The sequence below is a fragment of the Plantibacter sp. AC185 genome, from assembly GCF_979258065.1.
This window is the reverse complement of sequence record NZ_OZ409831.1, coordinates 3,446,495-3,472,527: the sequence shown is the minus strand read 5'-3', so window position 1 is coordinate 3,472,527 and position 26,033 is coordinate 3,446,495. Positions and strand designations below refer to the sequence as shown.

Here is a 26,033-nt window from a genome sequence, read left to right as displayed (position 1 = left end):
ACACGCCCGCCAGCCGAACGCAGGCTCCGCATCCGGGGCGCCGTTCCCTGAGCCTGTCGAAGGGCTCACGAGGAACCACTCTGCCTCGACAAGCTCAGCGACCGAGACGGGAACCGCCCTGCCTCGCACACGCTCAGCGACCGACGCCGTCCTCGACAACCCGGCCACCCTGGTCCCTGAGCCTGTCGAAGGGCACACGAACAGCCTTCGAACCTGCTCTTCGACAAGCTCAGGGACCGAGACGGGAACCACCAGCACTCGAGGACGGGGACGACTCAGCGACCGAGCGCCCCCTCAACCGGTCGAAGGGCCCACGAGGCACCGGCCGGCCGCCGCAGGGTCACCCTGCGGCGACGACCTCCTCGACCGCCGCCCGCGCACCGACGTCCGCCAGCCGTGCTCGCGCCGCGATGAACGCCTTGCGTAGCCGCGCGTCCGATCCGAGGTCGCCGAACACGACCTCCAGGTCGAGGAACGCCCCAGGGCGCTCCGCCTCCTGCGCGACGGCCGCCTGCAACTCGGCCAACCGCCGGTCGACCGGCGCAAGCTCCCGCCCATCATCACCGACACCCTCGATGAATCGACTCCACGCCGCGAGCACGAGCGCCGAGCGCGCGATCCCGCCGCCGGTCCGCAACTGCTCACGGACGACCGGGAGCAGGAACTTCGGGATGCGCTCCGAACCGTCGACGATCTGCCGCGCCAAGGTGTCCTTGATCGCCTCACTGCCGAACCGGCGCATCAGCTCCGCACAGTACGCGTCGATGTCGATCCCCGGGACCGGCGCGAGCGTCGGCCTCGCCTCCTCATGCATGTACCCGAGAAGGAACCGCGAGAACAGCTCGTCACGGCAGACGTCGTGCACGTACGTCTCCCCCGCCAGCAACCCGAGGTAGCTCATCGCCTGGTGGGAGGCGTTCAACAACCGGAGCTTCATCAGCTCATACGGCTCGACGTCCTCCACGAGCTGCACGCCCACCTGCTCGTACGGCGGACGGCCGTCGGAGAAGTCGTCCTCGAGCACCCACTGCTCGAACGATTCCGAGAGCACCGGCCAGCGGTCGTCGATCCCGAACCGCTCGGAGACGAACGCCCGCTGCTCGTCCGTCGTCGCCGGCGTGATGCGGTCCACCATCGAGTTCGGAAACCGCACCTCGGCACCGATCCAGGCGGCGAGCGCCGGGTCGATCCGCTCGGCGAACGCGAGGATCGCCGTCCGGGCGACGTGCCCGTTGCCCTGGATGTTGTCGCAGGACATGACCGTGAACGGGACCGCACCGGCGTCGCGCCGGGCACGGAGGGCCGCCGTGATGAAGCCGAGTGGGCTCTGCGGCACCGCGCCCGCCGGCAGACCGTCGAGGTCCGCGAGCGTCGCACCGTCACTCGGCTCGAAGGCCCCGGTCGCGTCGTTCACTCCGTAGCCGCCCTCGGTGATCGTGAGCGACACGATCCGCGTCGACGGATCGCTCACGCGGGCGAGGACCGCTTCCGGGTCGTCGGGAGCGAACAGGTACTCGACGATCGACCCGACGACGCGCGCCTCGACCTCGCCGTCCGGACTCGTCGTCACGAGCGTGTAGAGCCGGTCCTGAGCACCGAGTGCGTCCCGCATGGCGGCGTCACCGGCCAGTGTGCCGACGCCGACGAGCCCCCAGGACGCGTGTTCGTCGCTGGGGAGCCCGAGCACGCGGTCGACGAACATCGCCCCGTGCGCACGATGGAAGGCGCCGACCCCGAAGTGGACGATGCCGGGTCGGATGGCCGAGCGGTCATAGGCGGGGACGGCCACCCGCTCATCGAGAGCGGTGAGGGTGGCGTCGGAGAGCTGGGTCATGTGGTGCCTTCTCGTCGGTGAGCGGGTTCCGGGTGGTGCAGGTCGAGGGTGGTGCGGGTCGAGGGTGCTGCGACTGCAGGGTGGATCAGACGCCGTGGGTGGACTCGGTCTCCACCGGCGTCGACGCGTCGAGCGTGACGATGCGGGTGGCGCGCTGCTTGGTCGCGTCGACCAGGCGGGCGTTCGGCTCGTCGACGCCGAGCACCCAGGCTTCGGCCTCGTCGCGCGGGTGTCCGTGACCGAGGCGTCGGGCGATGAGTCGGTCGCGGCGGACCTCGTCGTCCACGTCGACGTACCAGGATTCGTCGAGATGCGCGGCGACACCCTGCCAGCCGTGGTCGTCGAACAGGAGGTAGTTGCCCTCCGTGATCACCAGCGGCACCTCGGGGCGGACGAGGACGGCGCTGCCGATCGACGCCTCGAGCGAGCGGTCGAACCTGGGTGCGTAGATCGGTGTGCCCGGCGAATCGGCGGTGCGTCCGGCACGGGCGAGGCGGGACAGCAGTGCGACGTAGCCGTCGACGTCGAAGGTGTCGGGCGCGCCCTTGCGGTCGCGTCGCCCGAGGCGGACGAGCTCGGCGTTGTCGAGGTGGAAGCCGTCCATCCCGACGATGACGGCCTGGTCGCCAAGCGCGGCGGCGAGCGCGTCGCTGACGGTCGACTTACCCGCACCGGGCGCACCGACGATCCCGAGGATCCTGCGGGACCCGGTGGTGGCGAGCGAGCGGGCGTGATCGATGAGGCCGTCGAGGTCGGTCCCGATCGTGATGCCGCTCATCGTGATGCCTGACCTCTCCTGGGAGCCGACCGGTCGCGGACGCGCCGTCGCCCGACTCACGGTAGGTCCAGGGGATGCGTGTGTCAACACCGGATGTCACCGGTGTCATGATCTGCTGGTGAAATTCATGTCACGGGTGACATGGTTGCCATTCCGTGGTTATGATGCTCCCGACCCGGTGCACCGACGCACGGGCCTCATCACGTCGATCGGACCACCTCATGACTGACTTCAACGGCCGCACCATCCTCGTCACGGGAGCGAGCGGCGGCATCGGCGGCGCGACCGTCCGCCACCTCGTGGCAGCGGGCGCGCAGGTGATCGCCTCCGGTCGCAACGTCGAGCACCTCGACGCCATCGCCGCCGAGACGGGCGCCGAACCACTGCCCTTCGACCTCACCTCGGAGGACAGCATCCGCGACGCGATCGAGGGACGCGACATCTGGGGCGTCGTCAACTCCGGAGGTTGGGGCGGCGAGATCGCCTCCCCACAGGAGACCGACATCGACGTGTTCGACAAGGTCATCAGCATCAACGCACGCGGGTCGCTGCTCGTCACCAAGTACGCGTCCCGCGAGATGATCCGCCAAGAGCGCGGCGGGGCGATCGTCAACGTCTCGAGCCAGGCGAGCCTCGTCGCACTCTCCGGCCACATCTCCTACGGCTCGTCGAAGGCCGCGCTCGACAACATCACGCGGGTCTCGGCCCTGGAACTCGGGAAGTACGGCATCCGGGTGAACGCCGTCAACCCGACCGTCGTGATGACGCCGATGTCCGCCTGGTACTGGGGTCGCCCCGACATCGAAGGCCCCTTCCTCGAGGCGATGCCGCTCGGCAAGTGGGCCACCGAGGACGACATCGCCGGCCCGATCACCTTCCTGCTGAGCGACGCCGCCGGCATGATCTCCGGCGTCTCGCTGCCGATCGACGGCGGCTACACCGCGCGCTGACCCGATCCGGCAGGACCGAACGGGAGGGACCCGAGCATGGCCACGATGCGCCAGATCGCCGCAGCCGCCGGCGTGAGCGCGAAGACGGTCTCACGGGTCTTCAACGACGACCCGCACGTCCTCCCGGCGACCCGAGAACGGGTCGAGTCGATCATGCGGGAGCTCGACTACGTGCCGAACTCCCTCGCGACGGCGTTCCGCTCGGGCCGCCCGTCGGTCATCGGGGTCGCCGTCCCCGACATCGTCGACCCGTTCTTCGCCGAGATCGCGCGTGCGGTGGAGCGGACGGCGCGCGATCACGACATGTCGACGCTCGTGACGAGCCTCGGCGACGACCCGGACCGCGAGCGCGCGGTCCTCGAGCCGATGCTCCGGCGTCAGCTGGCCGGAGTGGTGCTCGCGCCGATCAGCGACGACCAGAGCTCGCTGAGTGCATGGGCGTCGCGGACGCCGTTCGTGTTCGTCGACCGCGCGCCAGGCGGGCTCGCTGCCGACGCGTTCACGCAGGACGACTTCGGTGGAGCGTTCACGGCGACGACCCACCTCGTCGAGCACGGCCACCGCCGGATCGGTTTCGTCGGCGACGAGCTGGCTCTGCCGACGACCGCCGAGCGGCTGCGCGGGTACCGGGCGGCACTCACCGAAGCCGGGCTGCCCGCCGACGAGGAGCTCATCGCCCTCGGTGCGGCGACCCGCGAAGGGGCGGCGCGTGCGCTGGCGGCGATCGACTCGCAGGCGACTGCTCTCTTCTCGTCGAACGCCGTCTGCACGATGGCGTTGCTGCCCGCACTCGCCGAGCAACCGCTCCCACTCGTCGCGTTCGGCGACTTCCCCCTGGCCGAGCTCCTGCGACCGTCGGTGTCCGTGATCACGCAGGACCCGGAGGCCCTCGGCCGACTCGCTGCGGAACGGATCATCGATCGCCTCGACCGCCCCGACGCGCGATACCGCCGGAGCACGGTCCTCCCGGTGCACCTCGTCGAGCGCGACTCATGCCGGGCCGCGCCCGCGGTGCGCTGAGTCGCCGGCTCCGAGCCGCCCCGGCCGAGCCGTCAAGTCCCCGGCCTAGCAGTCAAGTCCCCGGACTAGCCGTCAAGTCCCCGGCCCCTGAACCATCTCGGCCCCTGAGCCTGTCGAAGGGCGCCACGCGAACGCCCCGAACACTCGACCGGCTCGGGAAACGAAACCGGCCGGCCTAGTAGCTCAACGTCGCCGGCGCGAGCTCCGCCGTCTGGTCGCCGACGCGGCTCGGGTCGCGCGGGTCGAGGCGACGGACCTCGCCGACGTCCGCGAGTTCGTCGAGCTCGATCCAGAAGATGTTCGGACTCCGTGTCGAGCCGAAGTAGTACACCCGGTTCGTGAGGTCCGCCCCGGCCCGCCACCACGTCGGGTACACGTCGCCCGTCGAGTACGGCGCGCCATACGGCACCGACACGTTCGCGATGAGCTGGAACACACCAGCCACCGCCTCAACGGTGTCCGCCGGCTCCGGCAGGTAGTGGAGGAAGTAGGACGCGCGGACGAACCGGTCGACCGAGGTGATGTCCCCGGGAGGCGGGAGCTCGCCACCGAACGGGCGGTAGCGGTCGCGGTTGGCGATCTGCTCGTCGAGGCTCGGCGAGTTCGCCATCACGGTGAACTCGCGGCCGTGGTGGACGACGAGCCGGCCGTCGATCGGCTCGATGACCGCGGAGTCACCCGAGGCGTCTTCGATGGCGATGTGGATCCCCATCTGGAGGCCGCGGAACATCGGGGACGTGATGCGGACGGTGTCGATGTCGGCGATCGCTTCGGCGACCGACCCATAGGTGTCGAGGAGGTACTGCACCCACAGCGCGTTCGAGACCGTCGGACGGCCGTCGGGCTCGGCGAACGTCACGTCCTCCGGGTCGAGATACAGTGCGTGTGCTCCGAGGCCCGCCGTGTTCAGGCCGTCGACGGTCCCCATCCCCCACATGCTCGTGACGACACTGCCGTACCGGGAGGTCCACCGGTGCGAGGTGGCGTCGCCCGTGCCACCTCGGTCGGTACCGCTCGGGACGAACCACAGCTCGGGTTCGTCGCTCTCCGACCAGTCCATGCAGCGGCTGACCGTCTTGGCGACCGCGTTGTCGTTCCAGAAGATTCGAGTGCACACGCGCTGAGCGTACTCCGAGCGCGGTGCTCGACGGAGGGGCTATCGCCCACGCAGTGCCGCCGCCTCGCTGAGCCAGCGGCTATAGCAGTCCCAGGGGTCGACGTCGCGGGCGACCGAGGCGATGTGGGCGAGCAGTCGGGGCGACCCCGTGAACCATTCGGAGCGTTCGAGGCGCTCGCGGGCGAACTGTTCGTGACGCGCACGCTCGACGTGCCGGTCGCCGCGTTCGAGGGCGAGCAGTTCGTCGTGCCAGATCGCGGCGAACCGCTGGCGAGGGTTCGTCGTGGTGCCGATCTTCACGCGGTCGCCGTGACGGAGGTAGTAGACGACGTCGATCCGCGGCCGGGCGAGGTCGTCGTCGGGCACGTCCCCCTGCCGCCACTCGCACGCGGCGCACAACCAAGCGGACGGGTAGTGACGGCCGAGCCGCGAGCCGCACATGATGCACGGCGACGGCAGGGCGTCGACGACACCCCAACGACGTCCCGCCCAGTCGGCGGCGAGGGCCAGGTGATCCTCGCAGAGCGCGACGGGCGCGTCGACCGGTGCCGCGGCGTCACACCCGGGTTGTACGCATCGTCTGTGGGGCATCTCCCGAGTGTCCCCCACCCCGCCGACACCGGCCTCCAACCCCCGTCCCTGACCCTGTCGAAGGGCACACGGCAAAACCCCGCCCTTCGACAAGCTCAGGGACCGAACGGTTGGGCTGGCAGGGACCGACCGGACGGGCGAACAAAACGACCGACTCCAACCCCGGTCCCTGAGCCTGTCGAAGGGCACACGAACAGAGCCCGCCCTTCGACAAGCTCAGGGACCGAACGGTTGCGCCGGCAGGGACCGAACGGACGGGCGAACAAAACGACCGACTCCAACCCCGGTCCCTGAGCCTGTCGAAGGGCACACGGCCAGACCCCGCCCTTCGACAAGCTCAGGGACCGAATGGTTGCGCCGGCAGGGACCGGCTGGGTGAGCGAACAAACGACCGACTCCAACCCCGGTCCCTGAGCCTGTCGAAGGGCACACGGACAGACCCCACCCTTCGACAAGCTCAGGGACCGAACGGTTGCGCTGGCAGGGACCGACCGGACGGGCGAACGAAACGACCGACTCCAACCCCGGTCCCTGAGCCTGTCGAAGGGCACACGGCCAGACCCCACCCTTCGACAAGCTCAGGGACCGAACGGGCGAAGCGGCAGGGTCGAGCGACGGTCCTCCACAACTCCCCTGTGATCCGAGAGCGTCCACCGTCGGACGTCAGCGCAGACCGACAGGATCGAGGTCCTGCGAGGCTTCCCGGATGCCCCACGTCTACATCCTCAAATGCGCCGACGGATCCTTCTACACCGGCAGCACCATCGACCTCGCTCGACGAGTCGCCGAGCACATGGACGGCCTCGGAGCGACCTACACCCGCGAGCGACTGCCCGTCACACTCGTCTGGTCGGCCGAGTACGACCGCGTGGACGACGCATTCTTCATCGAGAAACGTCTTCAGGGGTGGAGCCGGGCGAAGAAGCAAGCAGTGATCGACGGGCGGTTCGACGACCTCCCGCGCCTCAGCTGCTCGCGGATCACCGCATGGCGCGATCCAGAACCCGGAACGGACCCGGTGGCCGGTCCCTGAGCCTGTCGAAGGGCACACGGACAGACCCCGCCCTTCGACAAGCTCAGGGACCGAACGGTTGGGCTGGCAAGGACCGGCTGGGTGAGCGGACAAGGACCGACCCTTCAGAAACGGCCGACTCCGACCCCGGTCCCTGAGCCTGTCGAAGGGCACACGAACAGAGCCCACCCTTCGACAAGCTCAGGGACCGAACGGGTGGGCCGGCAGGGACCGAACGGTTGGGCTGGCAAGGAGCGGCTGGGTGAGCGGACAAGGACCGACCCTTCAGAAACGACCGACTCCAACCCCGGTCCCTGAGCCTGTCGAAGGGCACACGGACAGACCCCACCCTTCGACAAGCTCAGGGACCGATCGGTTGGGCCGGCAAGGACCGGCTGGGTGAGCGGACAAGGACCGACCCTTCAGAAACGACCGACTCCAACCCCGGTCCCTGAGCCTGTCGAAGGGCACACGGACAGACCCCGCCCTTCGACAAGCTCAGGGACCGAACGGTTGGGCTGTCAGGGACCGCCCTTCGACAGGCTCAGGGACCAGACAGGCGAGCGGACAACCCTTCGACAGGCTCAGGGATCAGAGAGGCGAGCGGACAGGTGAGCGAACAGGGAGCGCCCTTCGACACGCTCCGGGAGCGGACCGGCGAAGGGCGTTCGGCTGGGAGACGATCGGGTGGCCTCCCAGCCGATGCGCACGTCACAGCGCGATCGCGCGAGCCTCCTCGTGGGAGCGGATCGCCGCTCGGTAGATGTCGTGGGTGAGCGCCGCCTCCTCGGGGCGCGCCGCCCCGAACCGGTCGCCGAGGGAGCCGTGTCGCTCGGCGAGGAACACGGCCCACATCTGGAGGATCGTGTCGGAGAAACCGGACTCGAAGTTCGGCCCGGTCACCGTCGGCCAGACCGACTGGCTGCCTGCGTCAAGCTGCTGCCACACCTGCTCCCGACCGCCACCCGGGATGTCCCGCACCGCGAACACCTCGACGAGCTTCGGGTTCTTCGTACTGAACCGGACCCCGCCGTCGAGACCGATCGCCTCGAACTCCCACGTGTTCTTCTGTCCGGGATCGATGCGCTTCGTCTCGGTCGCCAGCGGGAAGCGGACACCGTCGTGGGTCGCCCAGCTGTGCAGCACGGCGTTGTCCCAGGTGTCGCATGGCACGAGCGAACCGTCGGGGCCGGGACGCTCGGTGACGATGTTCTGCAGCACCCCGTACACGCTCTCGGGTGCCCAGCCGAGCCGCAGCGGCACGTGCCAGGTGTGCATCCCGAGGTCGTTCATCACGCCGGCCTCACCGCAGAACTGCGTCTGGCGCTTCCAGTTGATCTGCTTGCCCCGATCGATGTCACTCGAGTGCAGGAAACTGTTGCGCGCCTCGACGATCGTGCCGAGCGCCCCGGACCGCACGTAGTCGATCGCCAGCTGCGCTCCCGGGAAGAACGGCATCTCACTCGAACACCGGACGAAGCTCTCCGGGTGCTCCGCCATCGCCGCGAGGACGGACTGCGCGGCCGCCGCGTCGATCCCGAACGGCTTCTCCGCCAGGAGACCCTTCCCGGCTCGGATGACGTCGGTGTAGATCTGCTCGTGGAGGTCGTGACGCACGGCCACGTAGACGACGTCGACCGACGGGTCGGCGAGCAGCTCGTGGTAGTCCGTGGTCTTCGTGACGACCGTGTCGATCTCGTCGAACCAGTCGAGCGCCGCCGGGTTGATGTCGCAGACGGCCGTCAGTCGCGGTCGCACCGGGTGGTCGATGAGTGCCGGCCACCGCTGGATGGCGGCTGCGATCTCGCGCCCCATGAGTCCGCCGCCGATGATCGCGACGTTGACGCGCTCCGCCGTCGCCCGGTCGGCCGTCACCTGGTCGGCGCTCATGCGCGAGCCGCCTCGAGGATCGCGAGGCCGGCATCGGCGTCGGCGCCGTCGTGCAGCACCGCCATGAGTGCCGCGGTGATGGCGGCCGGATGCTCGTGCTGGATGATGTTGCGGCCGTAGACGATGCCGCTGACCCCCGCGTCGAGGACGGCGACCGTGCGCTCCAGCAGGGTCCGGTCGTCGACGCGACCGCCGCCGCGGACGAGGACGGGGATGTCTCCGGCGACCTGCACGACCCGCGGGTACTCGGTGATGTCGCTACTCGGGTCGGCCTTGATGAGGTCCGCGCCGAGTTCGACCGCCTGGCGCACGAGGGTGACGATCTTCTCGATGTCGCCGTCAACCTGGTACCCGCCGGCCGTCGTGTTGTCCTGCATGACGAGCGGTTCGATCATGAGCGGCATCCCGTACCGGGTCGCTTCGCGGCGCAGGGCCATGATCGAGCGGATGTTCGCCTCACGGACCTCGGGGTGGTCGGGGATCTGCATGAGGTTGACGCACACGGCGACGGCGTCCAGCCGGACGGCCTCCTCGATCGCGTGCGGCACGTGGTGGCTGTAGAGGATCGAGTCGAGCGGGTTGCCGTAGACGTTCGCGACGTCCGTCCGCAGGACGAGCGCCGGCTTGTCCTTGCCGGGGACCTGCTGCAGGAGACGGGCCTGGCCGAGGGTCAGCTGGACGGCGTCCGGGCCCGCGGCGACGAGGGTGCGGACGACCTCGCCCATGTCCTCGATACCGGTGATGAACGAACGCTCGCCGAAGAACCCGTGGTCGACGGCGACGTCGAGCGCGCGACCGGATCGGGCGTTGAAGAGACGATTGAGGCGGTACAGCGACATTGCGGCGGCTCCTGATCGTGACGGGGAGGGTTTCCGAATCGTCCCTCGGTGTGTCACAGTAGTGGCCTGAGACAACGTTGTCTAGCTTGCGTCGGGTCAGCCCCGGGGCGAAGAACGGAGGGTCCATGGGCGAGATCGTCGTCGCCGGTCACATCTGCGTCGACCTGTCGCCAGGGCTGAGCGCGAGCGCACGAATCGATCCGGGCGCCCTCATCGACACCGGCCCGCTCCGCATCTCCCTCGGCGGCTGCGTCGCGAACACCGGCCTGGCCCTCGCCGACCTCGGGAGCACGGTCCGCCTGCACGCGACCGTCGGCGACGACGAGCTCGGCGCGATCGTCGCGTCGCGCATCGCCGCGCACGAGCGGCTGCACCCGGCGCTCGAGGTCACCGACCGGGCCGCGACCTCCTACAGCGTCGTCGTCGAGCCCGCCGGCCTCGACCGGACCTTCTGGCACCACACCGGTGCCAACGAGGTGTTCACCGGCGAGCACCTGGCCGTCGGCGACGCGGACCTCGTCCACCTCGGCTATCCCCCGCTGCTCCCCGGGATCGTCGCCGACGACGCGGCGCCCCTCGCGAGGCTGCTCGAACGGATCCACCGACACGGTGCCACCACCTCGATGGACCTCGCCGTCGTCGACCCCACGAGCGCCGTCGGTCATCTGGACTGGGAGGCGATCCTCCGGCGCACCCTGCCGCTGACCGACATCGTGAGTCCGAGCGTCGACGACCTGCGTTCGGCGCTCGGCACGCTCCGCCTACCCGCCGGGACCAGCGCATCGCCCCTGGCCCAAGCGGCGGCGTTCGCCGACCTGCTGCTCGCCTGGGGTGCCGGGGTCGTGGCGATCTCGGCCGGCGAGGACGGTCTGCTCCTCCGGGCCGCCGGTGTCGACCGCCTGCGTTCGGGCGGACGGATGCTCGCACCGCTCGCCGAGGCCTGGGCCGACGTCGACCTCGTCGCGCCGCCCGTCCCCGCACCCGCGTTCGTGTCGACCAACGGCGCCGGGGACGCGTCGACCGCCGGCCTGCTCTTCGCGATGTCACACGGTGCCGCACCGGCGGAAGCGGCCGAACTCGCGGGCGCGAGTGCCGCAGCGACGATCGCGGGACGCCGTCCGACGGCGGCCGAGATCACCCGACTGCGCCCCGGACTCAGCGGGCTCTTCGCGGTCGCGGGGGCGGGCGAGCCGATCGCATGATCCCCCATACGCCAGGATGGTGAGCATGCGCAGCTCCCGACCCCCGACCATGAACGATGTCGCCGCGGCAGCCGGGGTCGGGCTGAAGACGGTGTCGCGGTACGTGAACGGCGCGACGAACATCAACCAGGAGCTGTCGGAACGGATCGGCGCGGCGATCGAGGCCCTCGGCTACCGACACAACCTGGCGGCCGCGAGCATCCGGCCCGGCCGGTCGAGCAAGGTCATCGGGCTGATCATCAGCGACCTGGCGAACCCCTATTACTCGGTGTTGGCACGCTCGGTGGAGCGCGTGTGCACGGAACACGGCTACCTGCTGATGTCCGCGAGCTCCGAGGAGGACGCCGGCCGGCACCGGCTGCTCGTCGACCGGCTGGTCGCACAACGCGTGGACGGCCTCGTCGTCGTGCCACCACGGCAGGCGACCACGTCCTGGGCCACGAGCACGATCGTGCACGTCCCGATGGTGCTCGTCGACCGACCGACCGGGCCGCTCGAGTCGGTCGAGGTGCACACGGTGCTCGCCGACAACGCGGGCGGGGCGACCCGGGCGACCGCGGCCATGCTCGCCGCGGGTGCACGTCGGGTCGCGTTCCTCGGCGACTCACTCGAGCTGTACACGATGCGCGAGCGACTGGCCGGCTACCACCGGGCGCTCGCCGAGGCCGATCTCGGCGGCGCGACGGGGACGGGTCCGATCGAGCCGATCGTCTCCGACGGCGCACACTCCGTCGAGGACGCTGCGGCGGTCGTGGCGGGGTTCCTGGCGTCGGGCGAGGTCGACGCGGTGTTCGCAGCGAACAACCGGGCCGCGATCGGGGCCATGCAGGCGTTCGCGACGGCCGGGCACCGGCTGCCGCTCGTGGGGTTCGACGACTTCGAGGCGGCACCGCTCGTGTCCCCGGCGGTGTCGGTGGTGGCGCAGGACGTGGCGCTCATGGGCCGGGTCGCGGCGGAGACCCTCCTCGGACTCATCGCCGGCGAGGCGGGCCCACCCGTGACCCACACCCTGGACGTGCGCCTGGAGCTGCGCGGTTCCGAGCGCTGACGCCCTTCGACAAGCTCAGGGACCGGTGACGGGTGCTCAGGGACCGGAAGAAGTGCACCCGGACCACCCTTCGACAAGCTCAGGGACCGGAAGAGGTGCTCCGGGACCGGAGGGGCATTCACGGACCGTGGGAAGCGACCCCGAGCACGAAGAAACCGCGGACGGAGAACCGCTCCCTGAGCCTGTCGAAGGGCACACGAGAAGACGCCGCCCTTCGACAAGCTCAGGGACCGGAAGAAGTGCTCAGGGACCGGAGAGGTGCTCAGGGGACCGGGGACGGGTGCTCCGGGACCGCCCTTCGACAAGCTCAGGGACCGGAAGAGGTGCTCAGGGACCGGGAGAGGCGCTCAGGGACCGGCGGGGTACGTGAGACCGTGGCCGAAGCGGAAGAGCGGGTCCTCGGTGTCGTAGGGGACGTCGGACCGACTCGCCTCGACGGCCGCCATCGAGCGCGGCAGGTCGAACGGGAGCCGGCCCTCCGGCAGCACCCGACCGAAGACGACGTCGAGGAACGCCGCATCACTGCCGCCGAAGCTCGCGACGAGCGCCGCGACCGCGTCCACCACCCCGGTGAGGATCGCCGGTCGGTCGAGGTGCATGTCGAGCACGGTCGGCACCGTCAGCGCGAGCACGCGCAACCGCTCGACCTCGTCGGCCGGGATGTCGAGGGAGCCTGCGTGGAACATGGCCTCGAAGCCGCCGGGCCGCGGTTCGTACGGCGTCTGCATGCGCACGAGAGCGACGTCCGCCGAAGCCGGATCCGCGACGACCTCGCCGTACGCGCCCGCGACCTCGGGATCGACGCCCTCGAGGTACAACCGCGGACGCGGCGAGCGCACCGGCAGCGTCTCCGCCACGTTCGTCAGGACGGTGAACGCGCGGCGCTGTGCGGCCTCGCCGGCGGCGACGAAGTCCGCGCGCCCGACGACCCCGCTCGCGGCGCCCGCGTCGACGTACGGCTGCTCGAAGAGCCCCAGCACGAACTTCTCGCGCAGCAGTCGGCGCACCGAGGCGTCGATGCGATCCTCGGTGACACGTCCCTGCTCGACGAGTTCGACGACGAGCTCAGGTCGGGCCTCGCCACCGAACTGGTCGCAGCCGGCCTGCAGGATACGCTCGACCCGGGACAGCTCGTCGAGGTGCTCCAGGCCCCAGGCCCGTGCGGGCATGTCCTGTCCCATGATCGACGTGTCGGTGACGAGTCCCCAGTCGGTACAGACGATGCCTGCGAAGCCGAGTTCCTCGCGGAGGAGCCCGGTGATGATCCCGTGGTTGAAGGCGAACGCGACCTCCTCGTGTTCGGTCCCGACGGGCATGCCGTAGTACGGCATCATCTGCGCGGCTCCGGCGGCGATCGCGGCGCGGAACGGGATGAGGTGGTAGTCGAAGTTGTCGCCGGGGTACACCTGTTCGCGCCCGTAGGCGAAGTGCGGGTCCTCCCCGTCGAGCTGGGGCCCACCACCCGGGAAGTGCTTCGTCATCGTGGAGACCGACTGCGGCCCGAGTTCGGCACCCTGGAACCCTCGGATGTAGCCGGCGACGAGTTCGGCACTGAGCTCGGCGTCCTCGCCGAAGGTGCCACCGATGCGCGACCAGCGCGGCTCGGTCGCGAGGTCGACCTGCGGGTGGAGCGCCAGCCGGATCCCGACGGCGAGGTACTCCTGCCGCGCGGTGTCGGCGAACGCCTCGACGAGGTCGACCGATCCGATCGCCGCGAGGCCGAGCGTCTCGGGCCACTGCGAGAAGGCGCCCGCGCGGGCCGCCGTCCCCACGTTGTCGGTGAAGTGGTTGCGCGGGTCGGTCGACAGCGTGACCGGGATGCCGAGTCGGGTGCGCGACGCGCGCTCCTGCAGAGCGTTGGTCCACTCGGCGAGCGCCGTCGTGTCGGGCGCGGTGCCGAGGACGTTGAAGTGGGACATGAGCTGCTCGCCGATCATGTGCTCGCCACTCGCGAGTCCCATGTGCGGGTTCGCCTCGTCGATGGGCCCCGGGGCGATCATCGTCTGGAAGAGCATGCCGGCCTTCTCGGCGACGGTCATCCGTCCGAGGAGGTCCTCCACCCGGTCCTCCACCGGCAGGCTCGCGTCGCGGTAGGGCAGCGCCGGTTCATGCTCGCTCATGGGTGGTCCGTTTCTCGTCAGTGAGTGGGGCGGCGTCGGGATCACCCGGGCTCAGGCGGGCCGGAAGCGAAAACCGAACTCCGTTCGGGAACGGAGCGTGACTCCAGTATGCCCGCTGACGAGGATCACGCAAGACTCAGTCGGCGTGATTCCCCGTGGCGCGCAGCCCGTCGGCCAGCCAGTCCAGCGACGGGGAGACGCCTGGCGCGACCGGATGGCGATTGAGGTGGCCATGGAGGACGCCTGGCTCAAGCCGGCTGCGGACGGGAGCACCGGCGGCCTCCGACGCCGCGATGAGCAGCTCCCCCGACGGCCGGAGGTCGTCGAACTCCGAGAGCAGGACCCACAGCGGCGGGCGGTCCGGGGTCACGGGGACGATTCCCGGCAGGGCGAGCTCGGGCACGTCCTCCAGGCGACCGACGTAGTTCCCGACCATCCAGTCGATCGACTCGGTCGGGAACCGCATGAAGTCCGGGAGGACCGCCATCTCGGCCAGGACGTCCGCGGGCAGCGCTGGCACGACGGCGTGCAGGAACGGGTAGGCCAGCAGCACGGCGTCCGCACGTCGATCGCTGCGGAGTGACGCGGCGAGCGCGAGGGCCGCTCCGGCGCTGGCCCCACCGATGGCCGTCCGCGCACCGGGAACGGCCGACCGCTCGTCGTCGAGTTGCTCCCAGACCGCGAGCACGTCGTCGAGCGGCACCGGGTATCGCGTCGTGCCGTCCGCCAGTCGATAGTCGACGGAGACGACCTCGGCACCCGCTCGCGCCGCCAGTTCGGCGCTCACGACGTGCGCCTCCGGCCAGTCGAGCGTCCCCGCCGCGAAGCCGCCGCCGTGCACCCAGAGGAGGGCGACACCACTGGGGTCGGCCGGGACGTAGCGTCGGATCGGGACCGTGCCGTGCGGACCGTCGACGACCTCGTCGGTGATCACCACGTCGCTCGGTGGGCTCCACGGCCCGTCGTCACCGTATGCGACGAGTCGTTCCTGGAACGCCTCGTCGAGGGTCCCACCGGCGGCGGCGCGATCGGCGTTCGAGAACCCGTCGAAGAGGCTCAGGCGGTCGCGGTAGTACGGATCGAGTGACATGCGCCGAGCCTACCCAGCAGACTCGGTCGACTCAGCCGACTCAGACCACGATGCCGCCGACGCGGTGGAGGTAGACGTCGATGGCGTCCCGGCTCTCCTGGATGCAGCCGAGCTTCGCATCCAGTCGCTCGCGATGCTCGAGCAACCGCTCCAGCACCTCCGCCGAGGGCGTCACCTGGTAGATCGTGTCGTCGTCCTCGAAGCAGGGCAGGACCTGGAGGATGAGCGCGGTCGGCATGCCGACGGCGATCAGCTCACGGATGCGCTGCACCTTCGCGACGAGGTGGTCCCCGTACTCGCGGTACCCGTTCGGGCAGCGGGTCGGGCGCAGCAACCCCTGTTCCTCGTAGTACCGGAGCAGCCGCGGCGTGCTCCCGGTGGCCGCCGCCAGTTCGCCGATGCGCATGCAAGACCCCTTCGACCGAGTTGTGTCCTCTTGGAGCAGCCGTCGGTGCCGGGCGGATATTCCCGGGGCATCCTCGTCGGCTTGACCCTGCCACCAGTGGCAGGCCGGGAGACTCACCGACATGACCACCGACAGTTTGCGCGCGGCACGATCCACGACCCCTCCTGCCACCGGAACCCGCTCTCCCCTCCCGACCGCGCTGCTCCTCGCCGCCGTCGGATTCGTGACGCTCCTCACCGAGGTGCTCCCGGCCGGGGTCCTCCCGGCGATGGCCGCCGACCTGGGCGTCTCGGAGTCGATCGCGGGCCAGAGCGTCGCCGTCTTCGCACTCGGTTGCATCGTCGCCGCGATCCCGCTCAGCCGTGCCCTCGCGAAGCTCGACCGCCGGACGGTCGTACTGCTCGCCCTGATCGTCTCGGCGCTCGCGAACGCCGGCACGGCCGTCGCGCCCGACCTGCTCACGCATCTCGCGACCCGGTTCGTCGCGGGGCTCGTGGCCGGCGTCGTCTGGGCGATGCTCCCTGGGTACACCCGCGGGTTCACCGCCCCGGAGCGGTTCGGTTCCACCCTCGGCGTCGTGCTGTCCGGTGCCACACTCGGCTTCGCGCTCGGCGTCCCGGCCGGCGCGGTCCTCGGTGAGGAGTTCGGTTGGCGCACGGTGTTCGGGATCGTCGCCGCCGCCACCGCGCTCCTCGGCGTCCTCGCGGTCGTCGTCGCTCCCCGCGTGGCAGGCAGGGCCCCCGGGCGTTCGACGCGCATGGGTGCGGCGCTCCGCATCCCCGCGGTCGTGACGATCCTCGTCGCCCTCGCCGTCTGCATCATCGGCCAGAACATCGCGTACACCTACCTCGCACCGGTCCTGTCCTCCCGCGGGACACCCGTGCCGCTCGGGTTGCTCCTCGCCACCTTCGGTGTGGCGTCGGTCGTCGGCACGCTCGGCGCCGGACGGCTGGCGAACCTGCGCCTCGGGACGACCATCCTCACGGCCGCCCTCCTCGGGACCGTCGGCCTCGCCGTCGTAGCCTGGGATCCCCCGGTCGTCGTCCTCCTCATCGCAGCGGCAGGCTGGGGGCTCGCCTTCGGCGCCTACTCCGTGCTGTTCCAGGTGGCGATCGCGCGGGTCGCCGGGAACGCTGCGGATGCGGCCCAGTCAGCACTCGTCACGGTGTGGAACTGCTCGATCGCCACCGGCGGCGCGGTCGGCGGGATCATCCTCGGCACCTGGGGCCCGGCCCTGCTCCTCCCGGCAGCGGCCTCGCTGACCGTCGTCGCCATCCCCCTCTGCGCCGTGATCGCACGCGCCGTCCGCCGCGGGTGAACGACGGAGGACCCGGCACGCCAGCGCCGGGTCCTCCTAGACTCGATGCGATGCCCGTCCCGTTCCTCCACTCGCCGAACATCCTGTTCGACACGGTCGTGGACCGCACGGAACGGCTGTCCCCCGGCTTCATCCGCCTCACCCTCGCCGGTGCCTCGCTCGCCGACTTCGCCCCGTACGAGCGGGACCAGCGGATCAAGGTCCTGCTGCCGGGAGACGACGGCGCCTACCCGGAGGGACTCCACGACGGCCTGCCGGAGCACGCGTGGCGGCGCACCTGGCGCGCACTCCCACCGGCGGACCGCCCGGTGATGCGCAGCTACACGGCCCATCGCGTCAGGCCGGCGCAGCAGGAGGTCGACCTCGACGTGTTCATCCACGAGCCGGCGGGCCCGGCCAGTCGATGGGCGCTCGGCGCGCGGGTGGGCGACCGGCTGCTCGTCTCGGGGCCGGACATCCGTCGCGGCGACCCGACACACGGCGTCCAGTGGGCGCCCGGCACTGCGACGACCGTCCTCATCGCCGCCGACGAGACGGCCTTCCCCGCCGTCCACGGGATCCTGCGCTCCCTCGACGAGGACGTCCGCGCCCACGTCCTCCTCGAGCTCGGCGACCCCGCCGACACCGCCCTGCTCGGGCCGCTGCTCGAGCGTCACACGGTCGAGGTCCATGAACGGGCCGGGCAGGCGGGCGGTGACGCGCTCGTCGCCGGCGTCGAACAGTGGCTCCGGACACACGGGTCGTCGGCGGCGACACTGGGCACCGGCTTCGCCGCCTGGCTGGTGACCGAGAGCACCCGGATCCCCCTCCTGCGCGCTGCGACGACCGACCACGGGATCGACCCGGAGCGCGTCCACGGGCAGGGCTACTGGAACGCTCGCCCCAGAGCCACATCCGAATGAAGGTTATGCTTGCCTTACTCGGTCGCATGCGTCGCGACCCGTTCGAAAGGTGATCCGTGCCCCTCCCCCTCGCCCATCGTCGACGTCTCGTCGCCGTCGCCGCCCTCTCCATCGCCGCCCTCGGCCTCTCCGCCTGCAGCAGCTCGAGCGCCTCGACCCCCTCGGACACCGCGACGAGCGCGACCCACGTCATGGAGCACGCCCACGGCGAGACCAGCATCCCCGACGCACCCAAGCGGGTCGTCGTCCTCGAACCGGTGCAGCTCGACACGACCGTCGCGCTCGGCATCACCCCGGTGGGCGCAGCGGTGCTGAACGAGACCGCCGGCGTCCCCGCCTACCTCGGCGAGCAGGCCGCCGACATCCCCACCGTCGGGACCGTGGCGGAGCCGAACGTCCAGCTGATCGCGGCCGCGAAGCCCGACCTCATCATCGGCACCGAGTCGCGGCACTCCGCCCTGTACGACCAGTTGTCCGAGATCGCTCCGACGGTGTTCATGGCGACGCAGACCGACCCCTGGCGCGACAACGTGCAGTTCGTCGCCGAAGCACTCGGTGACCCGGACGGCGCGGACGAACTCCTCGACGCCTACGACGCGCGCTGCGCGGAGATCGCGAAGGAGCACGAAACCGCCGGCAAGACGGCACAGCTGATCCGCCCCCGCGACGGTGTCCTGACGCTCTACGGCCCGACCTCCTTCGCCGGCAGCACCCTCGAGTGCGCCGGGTTCACGACGCCCGAACACGCCTGGGAGGACATCTCCCTCGACCTCTCCCCCGAGCGCGTGCTCGAAGCGAAGGCCGACCAGGTCTTCGTGACGAGCGTCGATCCCGACGACACCTCGACGCTGCCCGCCTCCCTCACCGCGAACACCGACGCCTTCCCCGAGCTGCACCTCGTCGACCAGTCCTTCTGGATCACCGGCGTCGGCCCCCTCGGCGGCATGGCCGTCCTCGACGACCTCGACCGGCTGCTCTCCGACGGGTCGTGACGAAGCCGACCGCGATCCTGACTGCCCGCGACACCTCGGTGAGCGGTCGAGCGCCGCGGCGACACCGCTTGCTCATCCCACTGCTCGCGGGCGTCGCGGCGCTCGCGGTCGCCGTCCTCCTGTCACTGTTCGTCGGCGCGAACCCGATCGCTCCGGATGACGTCCGTGCGGCGCTCCTCGGCACGGGCTCGGACGAGGCGAACTTCGTCGTGTGGGATCAGCGGGTGCCGCGCACGGTCGCGGCGCTGGCCGTCGGTGCGGCCCTCGGCGTCGCTGGCGCGCTCATGCAGGCGTTCACCCGGAATCCGCTCGCCGACCCCGGCATCCTCGGCGTCAACGCCGGGGCAGGCTTCGCGGTCGCCGTCGGCCTGGCGTTCCTCGGTGTCCGAGCGCCGGGCGACATCGCCTGGCTCGCCTGCGGCGGGGCGCTCGTCGTCACCCTCGTCGTGTACTCGATCGGTTCCGGCGGGCGTGAGCAGTCCTCCACCGCCCGCCTCACCGTCACGGGTGTCGCGTTCGGTGCCGTACTCGCCGGGCTGACGACGGGGATCGCCATCACCCACCCCGACGCGTTCGACCGGATGCGCGGCTGGAACGCCGGCAGCCTGCTCGAACGCGACCTCGGTGTCGTCGTGCCGGTCCTCCCCTTCCTCGCCGTGGGGCTCGTCCTGGCCGCGGCGAGCGCGCGGAGCCTGAACGCGATCGCCCTCGGCCCGGACGTCGCCAGAGCACAGGGCGTCAGCGTCACGCGCAGTCGCATCCTGGTGCTCGCCGCGGTGACCCTGCTCGCCGGTGGCGCCACCGCGATCGCCGGGCCGATCGCCTTCGTCGGCCTCGTCGTGCCCCACCTCGTGCGCTGGTCGGTCGGCAGTGATCAGCGCCGCATCCTCGGGGGTTCGGTCCTCGTCGGCTGCGTCCTCGTGCTGTGCTCCGACGTCGTCGGACGGATCGCGGTGCTCCCGGGCGAGATGCCCGTCGGGCTCGTGACCGCGTTCGTCGGGGCGCCCGTCCTCATCGCGCTCGCCCGACGCAGAACGGCCTCGGGACTGTGAGCACGACACGGGAACAGGTGACCGCCGGTCCGATCACCGGGCGCCGACCGGCTCGACGAGCCCTTTTCGTCTGCGCCGCCGCACTCCTGGCGATCGTCGTCGCGGGGATCGCCGGTCTCGCGCTCGGCGACTACCCGCTGACCACCGACGAGGTGATCGGCGTCCTCACCGGACGCGTCGACGGCCTGGCGCGCACCGTCGTGCTGGACTGGCGACTGCCCCGCGTGCTCGCGGCGATCGGCTTCGGCGCAGCGCTCGGTGTCTCGGGAGCGATCTTCCAGACGCTCACCCGGAATCCGCTCGCGAGCCCCGACATCATCGGCCTCGCGAACGGTTCGTTCACCGGGATGCTCGTCGCGCTCCTCCTCCTCGGCGGCAGCTGGCCGGCGTTGATGGCCGGGTCGCTGCTCGGCGGCCTGGCTGCCGCGGTCGCGATCTTCATCCTGGCCCTCCGCCAGGGCTTGTCGGGCTTCCGGTTCATCGTCGTGGGCATCGGCGTCTCGGCCATGCTCGCCGCGTTCAACAGTTGGCTGTTGCTCCGGGCCGACCTCGACGTCGCGCTCTTCGCGGCGGCCTGGGGCGCGGGGACGCTCAACACCGCGACCGCGACCGTCGTCTGGCCGGCACTCGCGTGCCTCGTGGTGCTCTTCGCGGTCCTGCCGTTCGCCGCCCGTCCGCTCCGCCAGCTCGAACTCGGTGACGACGTGGCTGCCGCGACCGGGGTGCGCCTCACCCGTGAACGCGCCATCCTCATCGGCCTCGCGGTCGCGCTGGTGAGCGCGGTGACCGCGGTCGCCGGCCCGATCGCGTTCATCGCCCTGGCCGCTCCGCAGATCGCCCGCCGGCTGACCCGCTCGCCGGGCATCCCGCTGGTCGCGACGGGGCTCGTCGGCGGCGTCCTGCTCCTCGCATCCGACCTCGTGGCCCAGCATCTGATCCCGCTGACGGTGCCGGTCGGCGTCGTCACGGTGGTCGTCGGCGGGCTGTACCTCACGCAGTTGCTGCTCCGGGAACGCCGGCGCTGACGGTCGGTACCGGACCACTCAGCGGGCGTCGTCGAGCTCCAGCAGTTCGCCGACCGTGCAGTCGAGCACCCGGCAGATCGCCGTCAGCGTCGAGAACCGGATCGCCTTCGCTCGGTCGTTCTTCAGCACGGACAGGTTCACCACGCTCACCCCGACGAGCTCGCTGAGCCGGGCGAGGGTGAGACCACGGTCGGCGAGCAACCGGTCAAGGTTGCAGTGCACGCCGGTCGCGATGTCCTCCTCGGGCGCCGGCACCATCAGACGAGTCCCTCGGTGTCGGCGCGCAGGCGCTCACCGGCGCGGAAGGCGATCGCGAGGCCGCCGACCGCCATGGCGACGAAGAACGGGATCCAGGTGAGCGGGTAGGGGGTTCCTTCGACGGCGCCGTCGGTCACGGCCGCGAGCGCGCCGTTGGACGCCATCGTGCCGAACCAGGTGTCCGCGATCCACCCGCAGAGGATGGCGATGGAGGCGATCGAGAGCAGCCGTGCGTTCCCGGGCGCGAAGGCATCGCCACGCAGCAGGCGGCGGAAGAAGCGGAACGCGCAGACGATGACCACGAGGTTCGCGATCGCCGGCAGGATCGCGGCGAGCAGCACGCACACGAAGGTCACCACCGGGAGGTCGGCCACGACGACCGAACCCTGGTCGATCGTGAAGGCGCCGGCTCCTGCCGCACTCGGCAGGACTGCGTCGACGGCGTCGAAGAACACGGGCACCCGGGTCCCGTCGGTGCCGAAGATATCGAGCAGCCGGAGGACGAGGGTGACGACGACGACCCCCGCCGCGACGACGGCGGCACCGAGCACGGACACGAGGTCGTTGCGGTTGGAGCGCTGGGTCTTCGCGGCCTGCCAGGCCGCGTGGTCGAAGCCGGACGGCGTCGGGCGATCGGTGGACTCGGTCATGATCATCACATCCATATCGATTGTCGTTGGTATCGATAAACGATATGTCGAAACTGATCAGAACGCAAGAGCGGGCGGAGAGCACGTCCACCCGACCGGATCACCCGGGCGGCGACTCGTCGATCGCCTCGAGCTCACGCAGCGCCGCCTCGGCGCGCTCGAGTCGATCGCCCTCCGACTCCTCCCACCACTTCGGGCCGCGTTCACCGAGCCCGTGCTTCGCGAGCCCGACGCGACGGCGGGCAGCAGCGACCGCATCCTCGTCACCCGCCCGCTTCCCGACACCGACACCGGAACGCCCACGACCGAGATGGGACTGCAGGGACGCGACGAGCTCCGACGGCAGAATCGGATCCGTCCGGCGCCAGCGCCTGCCGTTCACCACGAACCAGTGCTCGTCCTCCACCGGCCCGTCGTCCGATCGCGGCGTCACGGGTGCCTCCCGGAGACGACGCAGGGCCCGGCCCACCGCGAATGCGGACGAGACCGGACCCTGGAGGTCATGACGACGCGATCAGCCGTTCTTGACGGCGTCGAGCACGCCCGCCCAGCCGAAGGCGGAGATGGCGTCGGCGAAGGTCGAGTCGCCGCGTCCCTCGCCGATCTGCTTGCCCGAGGCGTCGCGGACGACGACCGTGTGGTCCTTCTCGGCCTCGGTGCCGTTGCCCTCCTCGATGAAGTCGATGTGGATCTCGCTGTCGCCGAGGGTGCCGGTGACCGTGGTCGTGGCGTCCTTCTCGGTGGTCTTCGTCGTGAGGAACGGACCGCCGCCAAGTGCCGCGAGCGCCTCGTTGATCTGGTTCGTGAGCGATGAGGTGTTCATGTGTCTCTCCCTACGGTGGTGAAGAGTCCAGGGTAGTGAGCGGACCCGGGAACGGCGGGAGCATGGCGCTCGCGCACGAGATGTGCGATGGGGCGAGCGGAGACGTCGACTGGAGTCGGCGACCGGACACGACGACCGGAGTCGCCGCAGGAGCAGAAGATCCGCCTCGCGTCAACGGTCGGCACCATCCAGGTGCCGTCGGAGCCGCGAGTCGTAGGCTGCGAGCCACGCAGACCGGCACCCCGACACCGACGGGCCGGTCGACGAGACGAAGGAGACCCCCATGGCCGGAGACACCGACCCCTACACGACCCTCAACAAGCTGCTCGCGGACTTCCGCTTCGCGATGCTCACCACGGTGGACCTCGACGGCAAGCTCGTCGCCCACCCGCTCACCGTCCAGGAGCGCGAGTTCGACGGCGACCTGTGGTTCATCGTCGGCAAGGACGCCTCCGCCGTCCAGCAGCTCGACGTCAACCCGAACGCCGGCGTCACGCTGAGCTCGGACAGCTCATGGGTGTCGCTCGCCGGCACCGCCGAGCTCGTCGAGGACCACGCCAAGCTGGAACAGCTCTGGAACAGCGTCGTCGAGGCCTGGTTCCCGGACGGCCCCTCCGACCCGCGCGTCGGTCTGCTGAAGTTCTCGGCCGACAGCGCCGAGTACTGGGACAGCCCCGGCGGCAAGATCGCGACCGCCGTCGCGTTCGTGAAGTCGAAGGTCACCGGCGAGACCTACGACGGCGGCGACAACGCGAAGCTCGACCTGTAACGAACGGTCGCCTGAACACCTTCAGGCGCGTTCGTCCGCCAGGACACCGCCGAGGATGCGGGCCGCCTCATCGAAGCGACCCGCGTCCTCGCCGGAGTAGTTGACCCGGAGGTAGGACCCCGCGGGCTCCGCCGGGAACCACTCGGTGCCGTCGGAGACGATGAGCCCACGGCTCTCGCAGGTGCGGACCACGCGCGGCACATCGGTGCCCTCCGGGAGCCGCAGCCACAGGTTCAGTCCACCGAGCGGCAGCCGCTCGAGGTGCGCCGTCGGGGCGTGCTCGCGCAGGCTCGCGACGAGCAGGTCCCGCCGGGCCCGGAGGAGCGGTCGCAGACCACGGAGGTGCGACCGCCACCCGGGCTGGGTGACCACGTCGAGGGCTGCGGCCTGCAGGACCCCACTGATGTACATCGACTCGGCGGCCAGGTCGGCCAGGATCCGGTCGTGGGCGGGCCCCCGCGCGATGACGGCGGCGACCCGCAGCGCCGGCGAGACGCTCTTGGTCAGCGACCGCAGGTAGATGACGTGTCCGTCGTCGTCGAGCGCGGCGAGCGGCCGGGCATCGACGTCGATCGCGAGGTCGTGCGCCCAGTCGTCCTCGATGAGGAACGCGCCGTGCCGCCGGACGGTCTCGAGGATCGCGACCCCCGTCTCCGGCGACCAGCGGCCGCCGGTCGGATTCGCGAAGGTCGGCTGTGCGTAGAACGCCCGCGCACCGGTGTCCTGGAACGCGCGCTCCACGACGTCCGGGTCCGGTCCGTCCGGACCGGTCGGCACGGGGACCAGCGTCACGCCCGCCTGCTCGGCCGCGAGGATCGCACCCCAGTAGCTCGGCGACTCGATGAGCATCGGCTGCCCCGGGCCGACGAGTGCCCGGAAGATCGAGCTGAGTCCGCTCTGGCTGCCGGAGATCACGATGACGTCCCGCACGGTCGGCGGCGTGACCCCGGGCGGTGCGGCTGCCGCGAGGTCGGCTGCGAACCACGCCTGGAGCTCGGGCGAGCCGGCCGCCGGCGATCGGGTCATCGCCACGTCGGTGCGGGCGGCACGCGCGAGCGCGGCGCGGACCAGCCGTTCAGGCAACAGTTCTCGGGCGGGGTATCCGGAGTGCATCGCGATCGCGGCGGGTGCGACCGACCGTTGCGCCGAGGAGAGCGCGCCAGAGCGCCACGGGAGCGCCCCGAGCGCAGCGGTCTGCCAGCCGTAGTCGACCGACCGCGCCGGACGAGCCGCACGCACGAAGGTACCGACGCCCGGCCGACTCTCGATGAGCCCTCGGCCGGCCAGCTGGCGCATCGCGTTCTGGACGGTGACGGGGCTCGCTGCGAACTCGGCGGTCAACGCCCGATTGGAGGGCACGCGTGCACCCGGAGGTGCCGCTGCGATCCAAGCGGTCATGGCGGCGACGATCCGCCCGGTGCTATCGTTGTCCATGAGCCCACAGAGTAGCGTTATCGTGACGCCGGCGCGAGTGTTATCCCGCGGCGGGCTCGGCTGGGGCTTCCTCGGCGTCATGGCGTTCTCCTTCACGGTCCCCGTCACGAAGGTCGCACTCGTCGGACTCTCGCCACTCTTCATCGGTTCCGGGCGCGCGGTCATCGCAGCCCTGCTCGCCGCGATCACCCTCGCCACTCTGCGAGCGCGACGACCGACCGGCGCGCAGTGGGCTCGCGTCGCGATCGTCGCCGGCGGCGTCGTCGTCGGATTCCCGCTCCTGACCTCCTTCGCACTGACCACCGCTCCCGCCGGTCACAGCGCCGTGGTGATCGGCCTCCTCCCGGCGGCGACGGCGGTCGCCGCCGTCCTCCGGGGCGGCGAGCGCCCGACGCGTCGCTTCTGGATCTTCGCGGGGTCTGGCGCGGTCGCGGCGATGCTGTTCGCCTCGGTGCAGCACGGCGGCCTCGCGCCGCTGGCCTGGTCGGACCTCCTCCTCCTCGGCGCCGTCGTCGCGGCCGCCGTCGGCTACGCGGAGGGCGGACTGCTCGCCCGGGAGCTGGGCTCCTGGCAGACGATCTCCTGGGCGCTCGTCGTGGCAGCACCGCTCATGGTCGCCCTCACAGCGCTGTCGATCGTCCAGCAGCCACCGACCGCAGCCATCGGCAGCTGGCTGGCGTTCGGCTACCTCGGCGTCGCGAGCATGTTCCTCGGCTTCTTCGCCTGGTATCGCGGACTCGCGATCGGCCCGATCGCCCGGGTCAGCCAGATCCAACTCGTCCAGCCGGTGCTGAGCATCGCCTGGGCGGCCCTCATCCTCCGCGAGCGACTCGACTGGGCCACCGCGCTCGGCGGGCTCGCGGTCATCCTGTGCGCCGGCCTCGCCGTCCGCACCCGTCTCGACCGGAAGTGA

General features: G+C 70.8%; 26 protein-coding genes. 12 read left to right on the top strand and 14 right to left on the bottom strand.

The genetic code is table 11. The features are described 5' to 3' along the window. Nucleotides 1-340: 340 nt before the first annotated feature. Together ACZZZB_RS16260 and ACZZZB_RS16255 are read right to left on the bottom strand one after the other, a co-directional pair. Nucleotides 341-1,834 carry a mannitol dehydrogenase family protein gene (locus ACZZZB_RS16260; protein ID WP_229939620.1) on the bottom strand — a complete coding sequence of 498 codons (1,494 nt, stop codon included), beginning with the start codon at nt 1,832-1,834 and terminating at the stop codon, nt 341-343. Between the two features lie 85 nt (nt 1,835-1,919). After that, complete coding sequence (locus ACZZZB_RS16255) at nt 1,920-2,612, bottom strand: nucleoside/nucleotide kinase family protein (RefSeq protein ID WP_463530250.1); 693 nt, start codon at nt 2,610-2,612, stop codon at nt 1,920-1,922. Between the two features lie 221 nt (nt 2,613-2,833). Here ACZZZB_RS16255 and ACZZZB_RS16250 point away from each other — a divergent pair, with 221 nt between their 5' ends. Then, the gene (locus tag ACZZZB_RS16250) at nt 2,834-3,562 is read left to right on the top strand and encodes an SDR family oxidoreductase (protein ID WP_064296395.1); all 729 of its coding nucleotides are present in this window, start codon (nt 2,834-2,836) and stop codon (nt 3,560-3,562) included. A gap of 36 nt (nt 3,563-3,598) precedes the next feature. Further along, nucleotides 3,599-4,582, top strand: coding sequence for a LacI family DNA-binding transcriptional regulator (locus ACZZZB_RS16245; protein ID WP_463530249.1), 984 nt, complete (start codon nt 3,599-3,601; stop codon nt 4,580-4,582). Between the two features lie 175 nt (nt 4,583-4,757). Here ACZZZB_RS16245 and ACZZZB_RS16240 read toward each other — a convergent pair whose 3' ends face one another. After that, nucleotides 4,758-5,699 (bottom strand): linear amide C-N hydrolase, encoded by a 942-nt coding sequence (locus ACZZZB_RS16240; RefSeq protein ID WP_463530248.1) that lies wholly within the window; start codon nt 5,697-5,699, stop codon nt 4,758-4,760. 39 nt (nt 5,700-5,738) lie between these two features. Next, on the bottom strand, nt 5,739-6,290 hold the full coding sequence (locus ACZZZB_RS16235; RefSeq protein WP_463530247.1) for a GIY-YIG nuclease family protein: 552 nt from the start codon (nt 6,288-6,290) through the stop codon (nt 5,739-5,741). Between the two features lie 706 nt (nt 6,291-6,996). Between ACZZZB_RS16235 and ACZZZB_RS16230 the strand changes: the two genes are divergently transcribed. Then, nucleotides 6,997-7,323: a GIY-YIG nuclease family protein gene (locus ACZZZB_RS16230; RefSeq protein WP_124769757.1), complete on the top strand. Its 327-nt coding sequence runs from the start codon at nt 6,997-6,999 to the stop codon at nt 7,321-7,323. A 690-nt stretch (nt 7,324-8,013) separates the two neighbouring features. Here the strand turns inward: ACZZZB_RS16230 and ACZZZB_RS16225 are convergent. Beyond that, nucleotides 8,014-9,192 (bottom strand): Gfo/Idh/MocA family protein, encoded by a 1,179-nt coding sequence (locus ACZZZB_RS16225; RefSeq protein ID WP_463530246.1) that lies wholly within the window; start codon nt 9,190-9,192, stop codon nt 8,014-8,016. Continuing rightward, nucleotides 9,189-10,031 carry a class I fructose-bisphosphate aldolase gene (locus ACZZZB_RS16220; protein ID WP_202938184.1) on the bottom strand — a complete coding sequence of 281 codons (843 nt, stop codon included), beginning with the start codon at nt 10,029-10,031 and terminating at the stop codon, nt 9,189-9,191. Before ACZZZB_RS16220 ends, ACZZZB_RS16225 begins: the two co-directional genes overlap by 4 nt. A gap of 125 nt (nt 10,032-10,156) precedes the next feature. Between ACZZZB_RS16220 and ACZZZB_RS16215 the strand changes: the two genes are divergently transcribed. Further along, nucleotides 10,157-11,233 carry a carbohydrate kinase family protein gene (locus tag ACZZZB_RS16215; RefSeq protein ID WP_202938185.1) on the top strand — a complete coding sequence of 359 codons (1,077 nt, stop codon included), beginning with the start codon at nt 10,157-10,159 and terminating at the stop codon, nt 11,231-11,233. A 25-nt stretch (nt 11,234-11,258) separates the two neighbouring features. Beyond that, nucleotides 11,259-12,281: a LacI family DNA-binding transcriptional regulator gene (locus tag ACZZZB_RS16210; protein ID WP_202938186.1), complete on the top strand. Its 1,023-nt coding sequence runs from the start codon at nt 11,259-11,261 to the stop codon at nt 12,279-12,281. A 347-nt stretch (nt 12,282-12,628) separates the two neighbouring features. On the opposite strand, the gene ACZZZB_RS16205 is transcribed toward ACZZZB_RS16210, so the two are convergent. From ACZZZB_RS16205 to ACZZZB_RS16195, 3 genes are all read right to left on the bottom strand, one after another. Beyond that, on the bottom strand, nt 12,629-14,401 hold the full coding sequence (locus tag ACZZZB_RS16205) for a glycoside hydrolase family 3 protein (protein ID WP_463530245.1): 1,773 nt from the start codon (nt 14,399-14,401) through the stop codon (nt 12,629-12,631). Between the two features lie 136 nt (nt 14,402-14,537). Then, nucleotides 14,538-15,491 (bottom strand): alpha/beta hydrolase fold domain-containing protein, encoded by a 954-nt coding sequence (locus tag ACZZZB_RS16200; protein ID WP_463530244.1) that lies wholly within the window; start codon nt 15,489-15,491, stop codon nt 14,538-14,540. Nucleotides 15,492-15,531: 40 nt separating this feature from the next. Then, nucleotides 15,532-15,897 carry a MerR family transcriptional regulator gene (locus ACZZZB_RS16195; protein WP_137243475.1) on the bottom strand — a complete coding sequence of 122 codons (366 nt, stop codon included), beginning with the start codon at nt 15,895-15,897 and terminating at the stop codon, nt 15,532-15,534. Between the two features lie 121 nt (nt 15,898-16,018). On the opposite strand from ACZZZB_RS16195, the gene ACZZZB_RS16190 reads away from it, so the two are divergent. From ACZZZB_RS16190 to ACZZZB_RS16170, 5 genes are read left to right on the top strand one after another with little or no spacing between them, the layout of a single operon-like run. Next, nucleotides 16,019-17,215, top strand: a complete 1,197-nt coding sequence (locus ACZZZB_RS16190) for an MFS transporter (protein WP_463530243.1) — start codon at nt 16,019-16,021, stop codon at nt 17,213-17,215. A gap of 50 nt (nt 17,216-17,265) precedes the next feature. Beyond that, a complete protein-coding gene (locus ACZZZB_RS16185) occupies nt 17,266-18,117 on the top strand; it encodes a siderophore-interacting protein (RefSeq protein ID WP_463530242.1) in 852 nt (283 codons plus the stop codon). 56 nt (nt 18,118-18,173) lie between these two features. After that, nucleotides 18,174-19,109, top strand: a complete 936-nt coding sequence (locus ACZZZB_RS16180; protein ID WP_463530241.1) for an ABC transporter substrate-binding protein — start codon at nt 18,174-18,176, stop codon at nt 19,107-19,109. Next, a complete protein-coding gene (locus ACZZZB_RS16175) occupies nt 19,106-20,161 on the top strand; it encodes a FecCD family ABC transporter permease (RefSeq protein ID WP_463530240.1) in 1,056 nt (351 codons plus the stop codon). Before ACZZZB_RS16180 ends, ACZZZB_RS16175 begins: the two co-directional genes overlap by 4 nt. 17 nt (nt 20,162-20,178) lie before the next feature. Continuing rightward, a complete protein-coding gene (locus ACZZZB_RS16170) occupies nt 20,179-21,186 on the top strand; it encodes a FecCD family ABC transporter permease (protein ID WP_463530239.1) in 1,008 nt (335 codons plus the stop codon). Nucleotides 21,187-21,204: 18 nt separating this feature from the next. Here the strand turns inward: ACZZZB_RS16170 and ACZZZB_RS16165 are convergent, their stop codons facing one another. From ACZZZB_RS16165 to ACZZZB_RS16150, 4 genes are all read right to left on the bottom strand, one after another. Then, nucleotides 21,205-21,444, bottom strand: a complete 240-nt coding sequence (locus ACZZZB_RS16165) for a helix-turn-helix domain-containing protein (protein ID WP_159879522.1) — start codon at nt 21,442-21,444, stop codon at nt 21,205-21,207. Continuing rightward, nucleotides 21,444-22,094 (bottom strand): DUF2975 domain-containing protein, encoded by a 651-nt coding sequence (locus tag ACZZZB_RS16160; RefSeq protein ID WP_463530238.1) that lies wholly within the window; start codon nt 22,092-22,094, stop codon nt 21,444-21,446. The genes ACZZZB_RS16165 and ACZZZB_RS16160 overlap by 1 nt, the downstream gene beginning before the upstream one ends. Nucleotides 22,095-22,194: 100 nt before the next feature. Continuing rightward, a complete protein-coding gene (locus ACZZZB_RS16155) occupies nt 22,195-22,527 on the bottom strand; it encodes a biopolymer transporter Tol (RefSeq protein WP_463530237.1) in 333 nt (110 codons plus the stop codon). Nucleotides 22,528-22,608: 81 nt separating this feature from the next. Then, a complete protein-coding gene (locus tag ACZZZB_RS16150) occupies nt 22,609-22,917 on the bottom strand; it encodes a hypothetical protein (protein ID WP_079706962.1) in 309 nt (102 codons plus the stop codon). Between the two features lie 283 nt (nt 22,918-23,200). Here ACZZZB_RS16150 and ACZZZB_RS16145 point away from each other — a divergent pair, with 283 nt between their 5' ends. After that, the gene (locus ACZZZB_RS16145) at nt 23,201-23,686 is read left to right on the top strand and encodes a pyridoxamine 5'-phosphate oxidase family protein (protein ID WP_202938193.1); all 486 of its coding nucleotides are present in this window, start codon (nt 23,201-23,203) and stop codon (nt 23,684-23,686) included. Between the two features lie 21 nt (nt 23,687-23,707). Here ACZZZB_RS16145 and ACZZZB_RS16140 read toward each other — a convergent pair whose 3' ends face one another. Beyond that, nucleotides 23,708-25,120, bottom strand: coding sequence for an aminotransferase-like domain-containing protein (locus ACZZZB_RS16140; protein ID WP_274500607.1), 1,413 nt, complete (start codon nt 25,118-25,120; stop codon nt 23,708-23,710). On the opposite strand from ACZZZB_RS16140, the gene ACZZZB_RS16135 reads away from it, so the two are divergent. After that, entirely contained in the window at nt 25,119-26,033 is a 915-nt protein-coding gene (locus ACZZZB_RS16135; RefSeq protein ID WP_463530236.1) for a DMT family transporter, read from the top strand. The genes ACZZZB_RS16140 and ACZZZB_RS16135 overlap by 2 nt on opposite strands.

Excerpts from the sequence above, each read along its gene's own strand:
- ACZZZB_RS16260 (WP_229939620.1), bottom strand. The coding sequence starts at position 1,834 with ATGACCCAGCTCTCCGACGCCACCCTCACCGCTCTCGATGAGCGGGTG.
- ACZZZB_RS16255 (WP_463530250.1), bottom strand. The coding sequence starts at position 2,612 with ATGAGCGGCATCACGATCGGGACCGACCTCGACGGCCTCATCGATCAC.
- ACZZZB_RS16250 (WP_064296395.1), top strand. The coding sequence starts at position 2,834 with ATGACTGACTTCAACGGCCGCACCATCCTCGTCACGGGAGCGAGCGGC.
- ACZZZB_RS16245 (WP_463530249.1), top strand. The coding sequence starts at position 3,599 with ATGGCCACGATGCGCCAGATCGCCGCAGCCGCCGGCGTGAGCGCGAAG.
- ACZZZB_RS16235 (WP_463530247.1), bottom strand. The coding sequence starts at position 6,290 with ATGCCCCACAGACGATGCGTACAACCCGGGTGTGACGCCGCGGCACCG.
- ACZZZB_RS16230 (WP_124769757.1), top strand. The coding sequence starts at position 6,997 with ATGCCCCACGTCTACATCCTCAAATGCGCCGACGGATCCTTCTACACC.
- ACZZZB_RS16225 (WP_463530246.1), bottom strand. The coding sequence starts at position 9,192 with ATGAGCGCCGACCAGGTGACGGCCGACCGGGCGACGGCGGAGCGCGTC.
- ACZZZB_RS16220 (WP_202938184.1), bottom strand. The coding sequence starts at position 10,031 with ATGTCGCTGTACCGCCTCAATCGTCTCTTCAACGCCCGATCCGGTCGC.
- ACZZZB_RS16215 (WP_202938185.1), top strand. The coding sequence starts at position 10,157 with ATGGGCGAGATCGTCGTCGCCGGTCACATCTGCGTCGACCTGTCGCCA.
- ACZZZB_RS16210 (WP_202938186.1), top strand. The coding sequence starts at position 11,259 with ATGCGCAGCTCCCGACCCCCGACCATGAACGATGTCGCCGCGGCAGCC.
- ACZZZB_RS16205 (WP_463530245.1), bottom strand. The coding sequence starts at position 14,401 with ATGAGCGAGCATGAACCGGCGCTGCCCTACCGCGACGCGAGCCTGCCG.
- ACZZZB_RS16200 (WP_463530244.1), bottom strand. The coding sequence starts at position 15,491 with ATGTCACTCGATCCGTACTACCGCGACCGCCTGAGCCTCTTCGACGGG.
- ACZZZB_RS16195 (WP_137243475.1), bottom strand. The coding sequence starts at position 15,897 with ATGCGCATCGGCGAACTGGCGGCGGCCACCGGGAGCACGCCGCGGCTG.
- ACZZZB_RS16190 (WP_463530243.1), top strand. The coding sequence starts at position 16,019 with ATGACCACCGACAGTTTGCGCGCGGCACGATCCACGACCCCTCCTGCC.
- ACZZZB_RS16185 (WP_463530242.1), top strand. The coding sequence starts at position 17,266 with ATGCCCGTCCCGTTCCTCCACTCGCCGAACATCCTGTTCGACACGGTC.
- ACZZZB_RS16165 (WP_159879522.1), bottom strand. The coding sequence starts at position 21,444 with ATGGTGCCGGCGCCCGAGGAGGACATCGCGACCGGCGTGCACTGCAAC.
- ACZZZB_RS16160 (WP_463530238.1), bottom strand. The coding sequence starts at position 22,094 with ATGACCGAGTCCACCGATCGCCCGACGCCGTCCGGCTTCGACCACGCG.
- ACZZZB_RS16150 (WP_079706962.1), bottom strand. The coding sequence starts at position 22,917 with ATGAACACCTCATCGCTCACGAACCAGATCAACGAGGCGCTCGCGGCA.
- ACZZZB_RS16145 (WP_202938193.1), top strand. The coding sequence starts at position 23,201 with ATGGCCGGAGACACCGACCCCTACACGACCCTCAACAAGCTGCTCGCG.
- ACZZZB_RS16135 (WP_463530236.1), top strand. The coding sequence starts at position 25,119 with ATGAGCCCACAGAGTAGCGTTATCGTGACGCCGGCGCGAGTGTTATCC.
- ACZZZB_RS16140 (WP_274500607.1), bottom strand. The coding sequence starts at position 25,120 with ATGGACAACGATAGCACCGGGCGGATCGTCGCCGCCATGACCGCTTGG.